Origin of the sequence: Nocardia sp. NPDC059195 (genome assembly GCF_042754695.1) — a bacterium.
GTDB lineage: Bacteria > Actinomycetota > Actinomycetes > Mycobacteriales > Mycobacteriaceae > Nocardia.
Window position 1 is genome coordinate 438,499 of the sequence record NZ_JBHZBG010000001.1, and the last position, 12,196, is coordinate 450,694.

Sequence of the window (12,196 nt, forward strand, 5' to 3'; positions counted from 1 at the left end):
AGATGCCCGAAGCGTATGCGCGGCAACTGATCCACGACTGCAATCACAAGGGCATGGCCGCTTTGGACCCCGGCCACTCGTGACGGATCGGTCAGATGTCCATGCCTCACCGCTATCTGACTGAACCTGTCAGGAGCACTGGCCAACTAGATGGCATTGGATCAGAGCTGGTGGGCGTGGCGTTCGGGAGTGAGGGGGTTGCCTGCGGGGATGTTTCCGCAATTGGTGGGGGCGGGTTGGTTGTCGAAACGGTCGATGAGCCACTTTTGCGCCGCTGGTGCCCAGGCGATGAGAGCAGTGACGTGGCTGTGGGCGTCGTACTGGTCGTATTGAACGGCCAGTCCGGCAGCGCAGTACTGATTGGCCAGGGTGCGGACATCTCCAGTGATCATGACGCCGTCTCCGGCGCCGAAGCCAGGATGTGCTGGTGTGCCCTCGAGGATGCCGTTGGCGCCCTGGGCGATGAACATCGGAACGGTCGGGGTCGGCGCTGTGCCCATGTTGAGCTTGTTGACAACGTCGACGTATTCGGGAATCGAGTTCGGGTCGGCGTATTCGGGTAGGGCCATTTGTGCCCAGGTCAGGCCGGGGTATTGGGCGAGCACGTTCATGATCGACGCGTCCTGCATTTCCTCGAGGACGCGGCGGCCGGTGTCGCTGAGGTACTTGCTGAAGTCGACGTCGAAGGACCGCGAGATGCCGACAATGGCCATTCCGATCACTCCGGCCCAGATCGGACTGCCCGCGACGTAGCTGAGGTTGTGTGCGGGGTCGACCAGGACTCCTCCTTCGGCGACCCCGATGAGATCTTCGTTGATGTCGGGGGCGTAGGAGGGTGCTTCGATCGCGGTCCAGTTCGCGGCGATCGCGCCGCCGGAGTATCCCATCAGGCCGATCTTGGTCGTGTCGTCGATTCCGCTGAGAGTGGTGATATGACGTGCTGCGCGCAGTGAGTCCAGGGTCGTTCTGCCGTATTCGGGGCCAGCGGCGAAGTCAGCGGCGGGGCCTTCGGTGTCGGGTACGACGATGGTGTATCCGGCCATCAGCAGCGGGGCGAAGAACTGGACTTCCGAAGAGGCGATATCGCTCAGGGGATCCGAAAGGCCGGTGAGTTCGATATCGGCGGCAAATGCTCGGGAAGGACTGTGCGCCGGGTTGAGTGAGTCGTATGCCGAAAGGAAAGAAACGACCTTGGCCGCGCCGGTGGCCGGTGCCGGGGGTTTGATGATCGTGGTGACGTTGGCTGTCGGGTTTCCAAGGGAATCGGTCGACCGGTAGAGCACTTGGATCGTGGTCAACGGTGTGGCGAAAGTGTCGGCGTGATATTCGAGGGTCCGGGTCTTCAGCACGGCGCCTGGGGCAAGTGATGCCAGCGGTTCGGCGCCGTCGTAGCTGTAGAACGACTCCGGCGCCTGCGCCATCACCGCAGGCACGCTTCCCAGGGTTGTGGCCAGGGTGGCCGAGAATGCCGCTACCATCAGCCGCGGCATCCCCGCCGGCTTCCCGGCTCTGGTACTCACGCGCCGCCCGCCCATGGTGCGGCCACGGCGTTGTAGGTTGAGCATCACTGTCGAATTCCTGTCGTCGAGAATGGTCAGCAGACGGGCTGCTGGTCGCCGCGCACATCGATGGTTACCGTGCGCGGTTCGAGGTCGTCGGCGCCGGCGCGAACCGTCAGGATCCCGGCACCGGTGGGTCGTACGATCGCCAGGATCGTGCCGGCGTAGGTGGTTCGGGTGGTAGTGAGCATGGGTTCGTCAAGGCGCGGGTCGCCGCTGCCGAGCCCGGCCAGCACCCCAGGGCCCTCGATATCGACTCGGACAGTGCGGGTTTCGGCGGGATTGGTGCGACCGTACTGGTCGACGAGGGCGATGCGGACGTGGACCAGGTCGTTGTCGTTGGCAGTTGCTGTCGTGCTCTCTGCGGTGAGACGCAGGTCGGCGACGCGTGCGGCGGTGTGCAGTTCGGTGGTTTCGGCTTCGACACCGTCGCGGTAGGCGGTCGCGGTGAGGACGCCGGGTGTGTAAGTGGCTTCAAAGGTAGCGATATAGCCATGTTCGGGGCCGGCGGAGCGTCGGCCGAGGCTCTGCTGGTTGACCCGTAGTTCGACCTGTTCGGCGTCGGAATAGACGTCGATGCGGACCGGTTTTCCTTCGTCCGCGGGCCAGGTCCAGTGGCCTTCGGAGCCGTCCCATGCGAAGGCGTTGGGGACGGCGCCGATTCCGAATCGTTGCGGTGGGTGGACTGAGATGTAGGGCTCGGTGCGCAGGCCGAAGACGATTTCACGGAAGTAGGAGGCGGGTCTGCGGGTACCGGTCATGTCCAGGTCGCCGGTTTCCGAGGTCAGATGCGGGTAGTCGCCGAGTGCGCTGTCGAGGCTCATTTCCACAGCGCTGCCGGGTTCGCGGACGCGGCCGATTCCGGCTTCGCCCAGATAGTCCCAGCCGGTCCAGCAGAAGTCGCCGATGACATGGGGCAGGCGGGCGGTTTGCTGCCAGCGGGCTGCGATGTCCTGGCGTGCCGTTTCGCTGCCCACGCATACCCGATTCGGGAATTGCGTCGGGTCGAGGTCGTAGCGGGCATCGCCATAGTTGTATCCAGCGACGTCGACCTGGGCGAAGGCTTCGGCGGTCAGAGCCGCGGTGTCCTCGGAGCGCCACAGCATCGCCACCATCTCCTCCATCGACCCCAGCATGTCGTTCACACCGCCGCAGGCCCCTGCCGCGCTCATCGCCGCGGCAATCTGGTCCAGCGACGAGACCAACACGTTGATCGCGTTCACGGTGAAGCGGTGGGGGTCCAGTGTCTTCACGGTGGCGGCGAGTTCTCGTCCCCATCGGGCGCTGAGTCGGTTGCCGGTTTCGAAGATCTCGTTTCCGATGGAGTAGAGGATGACACTGGGGTGGTTGTAGTCCTTGGTCACCATCGACTCGATGTCGGCGCGCCACCAGGTCGGGAAATCGCGCGAGTAGTCGAAGCGCGTTTTGCGCACGGTCCAGGAGTCGAAGGCCTCGTCCATGACCAGCATTCCCAGCCGGTCACAGGCGCGCAGCATTGCCTTGCTCATGGGCTGGTGGGCGCTGCGCAGCGCATTGAATCCGGCGGCACGCAGAAGTTCGACGCGGCGTTGTTCGGCGCGCGTGATCGCTGCCGCGCCCAAGGGCCCGTTGTCGTGGTGCACGCAGGCGCCGCGCAGTTTCACCGGCTGCCCGTTGATGCGCAGACCGTGCGCGGGATCGATCTGAATACGACGGATACCGAAGTGATCTTTGCTGTGGTCGACGACTCGGTCGTTGTGGATCAGCGAGACGCGCCCGAGATAGAGATCGGGGTGCTCGGGGCTCCACAGTTTCGGGTCGCGGACGAACACTCGACGGTGCACGGTTGCCCGCTCGCCGGCGAACACGGTCAGCGGCATCGTCTCCTCGGCGACCAGGTCGCCATCGGGGTCGAGGATTTCGATGCGGACGTCGAGATGCGCTGTGCGGGTGGATTCGTTGTGGACGGTCGCGTCGACGTGGACCGCGGCGAGGTCGTCTTCGATGTCGGGGGTGGCGAAGCGGGGACCCTCGACCGTCAGATGGATCAGCTCTCCCCGGTGTAGGGTGACCGGCCGGTGGATTCCGAGGCCGGAGTACCAGCGAGTGTCTTCGGTAGCCGAGCATTCGACGCGGATGACGTTGGTCTCACCGTATCGCAGATACGGGTCAGCGGCGACGAAGAACCGGGAGTAGCCGTACGGCCGGTGAGCAGCCAGCGCGTTATTGATGAAAACGCGCGCATCACGGTAGATGCCTTCGAACTCGAGGGTGATCCGGTGATCGGCCCATTCGAGTGGCACGTCGAAGCGCTTTTCGTAGTCCGCGTCACCGTCGGGAAAGAACCCGTTGGCCGCGCCGTCGCCCGCATCGTGGGCGCGTGGAAGGGTGAGCATCTGGTCGTGTGGCAGGACCACCGGGCGATAAGGTCCCGCGGTCATCGCGAAGAACGCGGATTGCAGCGGGCGAACGCCCCAGCCGTCATTGAAAGATTCGGCGATCATCGAGCGGTCCGATCTGAGTTCGAGTGCGGGTTGCTGTCGAGCTGTGTCTGCGGGCCCGGACCGACTGCGACGCCGTCGACGAGCCGTGACAAGTTCATGGGGTTCGCGTCCTGAAGCTCTTGCGGGAGCAGAGGCTCGGGCGTGTTCTGATAGGCGACCGGGCGCAGCCAGCGTTCGATGGCAGTGGAGCCGACCGAGGTGGAGGTCGAGGTGCTCGCCGGGTAGGGGCCGCCGTGATGCTGTGCGGCAGTGACTGCGACTCCAGTCGGCCAATCGTTGACCACAACCCTGCCGACCATCGCACTCAGTCGTCGCAGCAGCCCCGCGGCATTGCCGTCGAGTTCGGCGGCTTCCTGTTGGGAGAGTTGAGCCGTGGCCGTCAGGGCGCCCGGTATCCGGGACAGCGTCTCGGTGCACTCGCTGCTCGCGGCGTAGCGAGCAACAACCGTCACCGGACCGAAGCATTCTTCGAGTAGTAGCGCGTGCCTCGGGTCCGAGGCCATGGCGGCGGGTACCGACAGCAACGCTGGGCTCACCGCATGGGTGTCCGGGCGCGGGGCGACCACGGTCTGCACATGGGGGAGGTTCGCGCGTGCGTCGATACCGGCGGTGAAATCGGCGAGCATGCGCTGGTCGAGCAGTGCTGCCGGTGGTGTTGTGGCCAGGTGCTGGGCGAGTTCGGTGACCAGGGCATCGCCGTCGGGGCCCTCGGGCACCAGCACGAGCCCGGGTTTGACGCAGAACTGCCCGTGTCCCAGGGTCACCGAGGCTGCCAGCGTCCGGCCGATCTGCCCGCCGCGTTCGGCGGCAGCCGCGGCGGTCACGACCACCGGATTGAGGGAACCGAGTTCGCCGTGGAATGGGATCGGGCGCTCTCGCGCGGCCGCGGCGTCGAATAGGGCGCGGCCACCGCGCTGTGAGCCGGTGAAACCCGCCGCAGCCACCAGGGGGTGACGAATGAGTTCGACACCGGCGTCGAAGCCGTGCACCACGCGTACGACATCCGCCGGTAGCCCGGATTCGGCGGCGGCGGCACGCACGACCGCCTCGGTCAGTGCCGATGTCGCCGGGTGGCCGGGATGAGCTTTGACCACCACGGGGCAGCCAGCCGCCAGCGCGCTGGCGGTATCCCCACCGGCGATGGAGAACGCGAAGGGAAAGTTCGAGGCGGAATAGACGGCCACGACGCCGAGGCCGACTTTGTATCTGCGCAGGTCGGGTCGGGGTGGGACGTGATCGGTGTCGGCGTGATCGATGATGATATCGAGAAAATCCGCTGCCTCCACCAGGTCGGCGAAGGCGCGGAGTTGGCCGCACGTGCGGTCGATCTCCCCGTGGAGCCGGGACAGCCCGAGTGCGGTCTCGGCTTCGGCTTCGGCCGCCAGTGGTGCGCGCTCGGCGGCCAGGCCCTCGGCGGCATTACGCAGGAAGTTCGCGCGAGAGGACCTGTCGTTCAACGCGCCCCGTGCAGCATGTGCGGCTTTCACCGCACGGTCAACGGCGATGGCGTCCGTTTCCCGCGTCACCGCCCGGCGGCGCGCACCGGTTCGCGGATCGAGGCTCCATACATCGACGTCTCCCACACCCACTCCTTGTTCGAAATATCGAACATTGTTTTCGATTTCGAACATATACTGATGCACGGACCGGTGAGCGTCAACACCGGATTTCTGTTGCGCTGCCGCCGTTCCTGCTACGGTCGATATATCGGACCCCGTTCGAAATATCGAACCAAAGGAATTGTGGATGCGGATCACCCGGCTGGACACGCACGTCATCGGCACACCCTGGCGGAATCTGACTTATGTGGTCGTACACACCGACGAGGGCCTCACCGGCGTCGGTGAAACACGGATGCTCGGTCACACGGACGCGCTGCGCGGCTACTTGAACGAAGCCGCCGCCAACCACATCATCGGCTCGGACCCTTTCGCCGTCGAGGACCTGGTGCGCCGCATGAAATACGGCGACTACGGGCGCGCGGGTGAAATAGTGATGTCCGGCATCGCGTGCGTGGAGACCGCATGCTGGGATATCAAGGGCAAGGCGCTGGGTGTCCCGGTCTGGCAGTTGCTCGGGGGCGCGGTCACCGACAAGGTCAAGGCTTACGCCAACGGCTGGTACACCACCGAACGGACACCGCAGGCCTATGCCGACGCCGCGCGGACGGTGCTGGCGCGCGGGTATCGGGCACTCAAGATCGACCCCTTCGGCGCAGGCCGTTTCGAGTTGTCGCACGATGAGACGATGACAGCCGTCGGATTGATCGAAGCCGTCCGAGACGCGATCGGACCCGACACCGAGCTGATGCTGGAAATGCACGGCCGCTTCAACCCGGCCACAGCGGTGCGCCTGGCGCGGGAGATGGCGCCGATGCGGCCCGCCTGGCTGGAGGAACCGATCCCGCCGGAGAACCTCGCGGCACTGCGCAAAGTCGCCAGCAAGACAGATATCCCGATCGCCACCGGCGAACGCATCCACGACCGCATCGAGTTCCGGGAACTGTTCGAGAACCAGGCCGCTGACATCATCCAGCCTGATCTCGGCCATATCGGCGGTATCGCGGAAACACGCAAGCTCGCCGCCACGGCCGAGACCTATTACCTGCTGGTAGCTCCCCACAACGTGGGCGGTCCGGTCCTGACCGCGGCATCGTTACAGGTCGGATTCTGCGCGCCCAACTTCAAGATCCTCGAGCACTTCAACGATTTCGCCGACGACCGGATCAAGGGCATCGTCAAGGGAGCTCCCGAGGTCGTCGACGGCTATTTCCACCGCACCGACTCCCCCGGCCTCGGTGTGGAGTTCGATGCCGACGCCGCAGCCGAGTTCCCCCAGCAGAGCGCGCATTTCGACCTGTGGGCCGAGGGCTGGGAGAAACGCGCACCACGGGCACGCCGATGATCGGCGATCAAGCCCTCGTGGTCATGTGCCCGCACGAATTCACCCTCGAACACCACCACCCGCTCCCGCCCGGGCACGGGGAGGCGCTGGTCCGGGTGCATGCAGTCGGGATCTGCGGCAGTGATCGCGAACTGTTCCACGGCACCAGACCGAGCGAGTACGTCCGCTATCCCGTGGTACCTGGCCATGAATGGTCCGGAGTCGTCGAAGCTGTCGGCGCGGCGGTGCCCGACGATCTGGTCGGCCGCAAGGTCGTCGGCGAGGGCTTTCGCAGCTGCCGTCGCTGCGACCGCTGCCGAGCGGGCGAAACCACCCTGTGCGCTGGGGGGTACGAGGAGACCGGGTTCACCATGCCCGGCGCGATGGCAGCCACACTCACCCTGCCCGCCGACCTGCTGCATACCCTCGACGACAACGCCGACCTGACCGCGGCGGCCCTCCTGGAACCGGCCGCCTGCGCAGCCGCGGCAGCGCTGCAATGCCGAACGCAACCTGGCGACCGTGTCGCTGTCGTCGGAACGGGCACCCTGGGGTTGCTCGCACTGCAACTCCTCGCGGCATCGGGCCCAAGGGAACTGTTGGCAGTCGGGATCCATCACGATCACGCGCACACAGCGCTGGGTTTCGGAGCGACACACTTTCGGCGCCACGACGAACTCGCCGGCCCCGGCGAATTCGACATCGTCCTCGAAGCGGCGGGCGGCGCCGGCAGTGCTGCAGCGGCAGTGAGGTTGCTCCGCCGCGGCGGGCGCCTGGTATTGACGGGCATCCCCGCAAGCAACGCGATCGGGTTGGATCCGACTGACTTGGTGACCCGCCGGATCCAAGTGCGCACGGTCTTCGGCGCCCCACCCCAAGCATGGTCGCACGCAGTGCGCGCCTTCAACGCCGCGATCCTGGACCCGCTGCCCCTGATCACCCACCAATTCGCCCTGTCCGAGTTCCGGACCGCCATCGACCTGGTCAGCGCTGGCGATCCGGCCGTCGGAAAGGTGCTGCTGCATCCCGGCCGCGCCGCCACCACTACCGGCGCCGCCGCGGCACCCGCTCACCGAAAGAGGATTTGATGCACACCCCCACCAGCCACCGACAGCCGGGACAACCGCACCTGGACGCCCTCGGACTCGGCGGCCCTGCGCCCGCCATGGACCAGGCCTCGCCGCACGCCTTCCCCGACGGCGGAACCTGGCGCACCGAAATCCCGTCGGTCGAGGGCCCCGCCGCACTACACGAAGTACTGAACGAGTCACAGCGGTTGTCGGTCCCCATCCACCGGATCAGTCAGGGCAGCGGCATCTGGATGCTGACCGATGCCGAGATCACCGAAATGGTCGCCGCCTGCACCGCACACGACATCGAACTGTGCCTGTTCACCGGCCCTCGTGGGACCTGGGATATCGCCGCGGGCGCCTCGACGCCGGCCGGTGGTACCGGGCCGCGCGCCGTCGGTCATCGTGCGGTCGCCGGCTGCGTCGAAGATGCGGTACGCGCCACCGAACTGGGCGTGCGATGCATTCTCGTCGCCGACGAAGGGGTGCTGTGGGTGCTGCACCGGCTGCGGGACAACGGCCTACTGCCCGCCGACACCACCTTCAAGGTTTCCGCGTTGATCGGCCCGGTCAACCCGGCCTCGGTCACCGTCTACGAGCGGCTCGGTGCCGACTCGATCAACATTCCCTCGGACCTCTCGCTCGAGCACCTGACCGAAATCCGATCCGCGGCCCGAGTCCCGCTCGATATCTACATCGAAACACCCGATGATCTCGGCGGCTACGTCCGCATGTACGACGCGGCCGAACTCATCCGCCGCGGCGCACCGGTATACCTGAAGTTCGGCCTGTCCAAGGCCCCCGGCATATATCCCGCCGGCGCACACCTGCGCGAGACAGTCCTGGCCACCGCCCGCGAACGTGTCCGCCGCGGACGGCTCGTACTTGATCTGCTCGAGCGACTCGGCGCCGTGGACGGCATGTCACCGCTGGGTGCTCGCCTTCCGGGCGAGCTCGGACGATTCCCCGTGCCCGATCACACTGTCATGAAGACCCTGCACCGATGAGCCGACTCGTTCCCGCCGTCACCCGAGCCCTCGACATTCTGGAGCTCTTCCTCACCGACCGTGACGCGCTGTCGGCGCCGGAAATCGTCGCGGCACTGCAACTCCCGAGAACCACCGTCCACGAACTGATCAGCACTCTCGTCACGCGACGCTACCTCGAACCCGCAGGCAACGGCCGCTACCGCCTGGGAGTGCGCACCCATCAACTGGGCAGCCGCTACGCCGACCAGATCGACCTCATCTCCGAAGGCGAGCACGCAGCTCAGCGAACCAGCGGGCTATGCAAGGAAACGGTCCACGTGGCGACTCTCGAGGACACCTCCGTCATCTATATCGCCAAGGCCGACTCCACCCACACCGTCAGAATGGTATCGGCCGCCGGCCGTCGGCTCCCCGCCCACTGCACCGCGGTCGGCAAGATGCTGCTCGCGTCACTACCGCACGAGCGTCTGCGACAGCTCTATCCTGAGGGGCGCACCCTCACAGCCATGACACCCAACAGCGTCACCGATCCGGCCGCCCTGTTCGTTGAACTCGCCGAGACACAACACCGCGGCGTCGCGATCGAGGAATGCCAATCGAACCCCGACGTCTCCTGCATCGCCGCCCCAGTGCTCGACCGAACCGGCAACGTCGTCGCCGCCATGTCGATCTCCGTGCCCTCCATCCGATGGTCGGGCCAACGACGCGCAGAACTACAGGAACTGGTCATCGCGGGCGCGGCCGAGTTGTCCGAACGCCTCGGCTTCCGCGGCACAGTACCGTGACCGGGCGACCGGCCGTGCACGAAGCACTGGCCATCGATGCCGAACTCGGCGAAGGCCCCACCTGGGATCCCGTGCGGCAGCGACTGCTGTGGGTCGACATCCTCGCCTCCCGCATCCACAGCCTCGACCCCGTCACCGGCGTCGTCGAGACGATCACCACCGACCAGCACGTCGGGGCAGCCAAACCACGCCGCGACGGCGGACTCGTCGTCAACCTCCGCGACGGCATCGGAACTTACACTGCCCGAGGCGGTTTCGACTGGCTTCACCATGCGCCCACCCCAGGCCGGCGCGGCAACGATGCCGCTGTCGCACCCGACGGATACCTGTGGGCAGGCACCATGCGCTACGACGAGGCACCTGGACGGGGAGCTCTCACCCGCACCACTCCTGGCGGCGACACGACGGTGGTCCTCGACGACGTCACTGTCAGTAACGGCATCGGGTGGAGTCCGGACACCCGGCGGATGTACTACATCGACTCGCCCACCCGCCGCATCGACACCTTCACATACCACGACGGCCACCTCACCGACCGCGAACCTCTGGTCGTACTCGAACCAGGATGCGGGATACCGGATGGACTCACGGTCGACGCGGACGGCGCGATCTGGGTTGCCCTGTGGGACGGTGCCGCCCTGCGCCGTTACACCCCCTCCGGGCGTCTCGACCGGATCCTGACGCTGCCGGTCACCCGCCCTACATCCTGCGCCTTCGCAGGTAACGCACTGACCGATCTCTACATCACCACCGCCCGCACCGGACTGACCACACCCACCCAACAGGACGGCTCCCTGCTGGTAATCCCCGGCATCGGCCACGGCTTACCTCAACCGCTCTACTCAGGATGACATGTCCGCGACACCCGAAACAACCTCGCGGACAAGCGCGCCATCGCCGGCCGCCACGGAAGCGGAGTACGAAGGTTGTACCGTCACAGATCGCCGCTGCCGCCGAACGCGAACTGGCCTGCGACCACTGTCACGCCCTCGTCCCATCACTCCGAAACTGTCGACCCGGATGGCACACCACGAGTCAACCACCGTGGCCGCGCCACCCCGGCCGCTCAGCGACGTACCGGCCGCCGGTCGCGGGATCGCTGCGGCAGTACTGCGCACAGTCGCGGCAGGTTGTCCGGTCCGCCGGCACGGTCCTCGTTCGGTGCGAACCGGGCTTGCCGCATGCGTTCGCGCCAGGCGAGGTCAGCGAGTGGAAGCGGGCATGGACTCCCAGCCGCGGACGGTGGAGGTGGGTGAGAGGCGGGCGGCGGAGAGGTCCACGTCCCATTCGGGGAAGCGGCGCAGGATTTCCTCGAGGGCGATGCGGCCTTCGAGGCGGGCCAGGGCTGAGCCGAGGCAGTAGTGGGTGCCTGCGCTGAAGGACAGGTGGGGGCGGGTGGGGCGGTGGATGTCGAAGATGTCGCCGTCGGGGGCGAAGTGGCGTTCGTCGCGGTTGGCTGCGCCGATGATCATCATCATGACGCTGCCTTCGGGCACGACGCGACCGTGCACCTCGGTATCGCGGGTGACGTAGCGCGCCACATGCGGGGCGGGCGGTTCGAAGCGCAGCAGTTCCTCGACCGCCTTGGGGATCAGGCGCGGGTCCTCGACCAGGGCCTTGCGCTGGTCGGGGTGTTCGGCCAGGACCTTGCCGGCCCAGCCGATCAGGCGGGTGCTGGTCTCGTTGCCCGCGCCGGAGACGACATTGACGTAGGTGAGCAGTTCCTCCCGGGTCAGGTGCCGGTATTTCCCGTCCGCGTCCTCGAATTCGACGGTGAGCAATTCGGTCATGATGTCGTCGGCGGGATGTTCGGCGCGCCAGTCGATGTAGGCGGCGAACAGGTCGCCGCCGGTGAGGCCCTCGGAGGCGGCCTTCATCGGCCGGCCCTCCTCGGTGCGCATCTGGTCGTTGGCGAAATCGCGGATGGCCTCCTGATCCTGCTCCGGGATGCCGAGCAGCAGGCCGATGGTGCGCATGGGCATCTGCGCGCCGATATCGGCGACGAAGTCGATGCGGCCGGTGCCGGCGATCGGGTCGAGGCTGTCGGCGCAGAACTGGCGGATCTGGTCTTCCAGTGCCGCGATCTTGCGCGGGGTGAACATCCGCGACAGCAGCCTGCGGTGGATGTCGTGCACCGGCGGGTCCTCGAAGATGAGCACGCCAGGCGGGATCGGGATGTTCGCCTTGATCAGTTCGAGGATGGCGCCGCGCGCCGAACTGTAGGTGTCCTTGTCGAGCAAACCCGCGTTGACGTCGTCGTAGCGGCTCATCGCGTAGAAGTCGTGGGTTTCGTTGTAGTACAGGGGCTGTTCGTCACGCAGCCGTTTGAACATGGGGTACGGGTCGGCGTTGAGCTCGACATCGTACGGATCGTAGAACGCGGCGTTGGTGGCGCTGACGGTCACAAGGATCACCCCTCACAGGAGT

Annotated in this window: 9 protein-coding genes; 5 read left to right on the top strand and 4 right to left on the bottom strand. The window is 66.3% G+C overall.

What is annotated here, in order from left to right; translation table 11 throughout:
- Window positions 1–161: 161 nt before the first annotated feature.
- The 3 genes from ACFXKN_RS01995 to ACFXKN_RS02005 form a co-directional block, all read right to left on the bottom strand.
- Window positions 162–1,478 carry a lipase family protein gene (locus ACFXKN_RS01995; RefSeq protein ID WP_378949362.1) on the bottom strand — a complete coding sequence of 439 codons (1,317 nt, stop codon included), beginning with the start codon at window positions 1,476–1,478 and terminating at the stop codon, window positions 162–164.
- Window positions 1,479–1,594: 116 nt separating this feature from the next.
- On the bottom strand, window positions 1,595–4,042 hold the full coding sequence (locus ACFXKN_RS02000) for a glycoside hydrolase family 2 TIM barrel-domain containing protein (RefSeq protein ID WP_378949366.1): 2,448 nt from the start codon (window positions 4,040–4,042) through the stop codon (window positions 1,595–1,597).
- The gene (locus ACFXKN_RS02005) at window positions 4,039–5,625 is read right to left on the bottom strand and encodes an aldehyde dehydrogenase family protein (protein WP_378949371.1); all 1,587 of its coding nucleotides are present in this window, start codon (window positions 5,623–5,625) and stop codon (window positions 4,039–4,041) included. The genes ACFXKN_RS02000 and ACFXKN_RS02005 overlap by 4 nt, the downstream gene beginning before the upstream one ends.
- A 163-nt stretch (window positions 5,626–5,788) precedes the next feature.
- Here ACFXKN_RS02005 and ACFXKN_RS02010 point away from each other — a divergent pair, with 163 nt between their 5' ends.
- Genes ACFXKN_RS02010 through ACFXKN_RS02030 form a run of 5 tightly spaced genes read left to right on the top strand, consistent with a single transcriptional unit; the run spans window position 5,789 to window position 10,620 of the window.
- A complete protein-coding gene (locus ACFXKN_RS02010; protein ID WP_378949374.1) occupies window positions 5,789–6,946 on the top strand; it encodes a mandelate racemase/muconate lactonizing enzyme family protein in 1,158 nt (385 codons plus the stop codon).
- The gene (locus ACFXKN_RS02015) at window positions 6,943–8,013 is read left to right on the top strand and encodes a zinc-binding dehydrogenase (RefSeq protein WP_378949377.1); all 1,071 of its coding nucleotides are present in this window, start codon (window positions 6,943–6,945) and stop codon (window positions 8,011–8,013) included. The genes ACFXKN_RS02010 and ACFXKN_RS02015 overlap by 4 nt, the downstream gene beginning before the upstream one ends.
- Complete coding sequence (locus tag ACFXKN_RS02020) at window positions 8,013–9,002, top strand: hypothetical protein (RefSeq protein WP_378949380.1); 990 nt, start codon at window positions 8,013–8,015, stop codon at window positions 9,000–9,002. The genes ACFXKN_RS02015 and ACFXKN_RS02020 overlap by 1 nt, the downstream gene beginning before the upstream one ends.
- On the top strand, window positions 8,999–9,769 hold the full coding sequence (locus ACFXKN_RS02025) for an IclR family transcriptional regulator (protein ID WP_378949383.1): 771 nt from the start codon (window positions 8,999–9,001) through the stop codon (window positions 9,767–9,769). The genes ACFXKN_RS02020 and ACFXKN_RS02025 overlap by 4 nt, the downstream gene beginning before the upstream one ends.
- Window positions 9,766–10,620, top strand: coding sequence for an SMP-30/gluconolactonase/LRE family protein (locus ACFXKN_RS02030; protein ID WP_378949386.1), 855 nt, complete (start codon window positions 9,766–9,768; stop codon window positions 10,618–10,620). Before ACFXKN_RS02025 ends, ACFXKN_RS02030 begins: the two co-directional genes overlap by 4 nt.
- Before the next feature lie 351 nt (window positions 10,621–10,971).
- On the opposite strand, the gene ACFXKN_RS02035 is transcribed toward ACFXKN_RS02030, so the two are convergent.
- Window positions 10,972–12,174 carry a cytochrome P450 gene (locus ACFXKN_RS02035; RefSeq protein ID WP_378949389.1) on the bottom strand — a complete coding sequence of 401 codons (1,203 nt, stop codon included), beginning with the start codon at window positions 12,172–12,174 and terminating at the stop codon, window positions 10,972–10,974.
- Window positions 12,175–12,196 lie beyond the last annotated feature (22 nt).

Coding starts and splice junctions, on each gene's coding strand:
- ACFXKN_RS02010 (WP_378949374.1), top strand. CDS start 5,789: ATGCGGATCACCCGGCTGGACACGCACGTCATCGGCACACCCTGGCGG.
- ACFXKN_RS02025 (WP_378949383.1), top strand. CDS start 8,999: ATGAGCCGACTCGTTCCCGCCGTCACCCGAGCCCTCGACATTCTGGAG.
- ACFXKN_RS01995 (WP_378949362.1), bottom strand. CDS start 1,478: ATGGTAGCGGCATTCTCGGCCACCCTGGCCACAACCCTGGGAAGCGTG.
- ACFXKN_RS02020 (WP_378949380.1), top strand. CDS start 8,013: ATGCACACCCCCACCAGCCACCGACAGCCGGGACAACCGCACCTGGAC.
- ACFXKN_RS02000 (WP_378949366.1), bottom strand. CDS start 4,042: ATGATCGCCGAATCTTTCAATGACGGCTGGGGCGTTCGCCCGCTGCAA.
- ACFXKN_RS02015 (WP_378949377.1), top strand. CDS start 6,943: ATGATCGGCGATCAAGCCCTCGTGGTCATGTGCCCGCACGAATTCACC.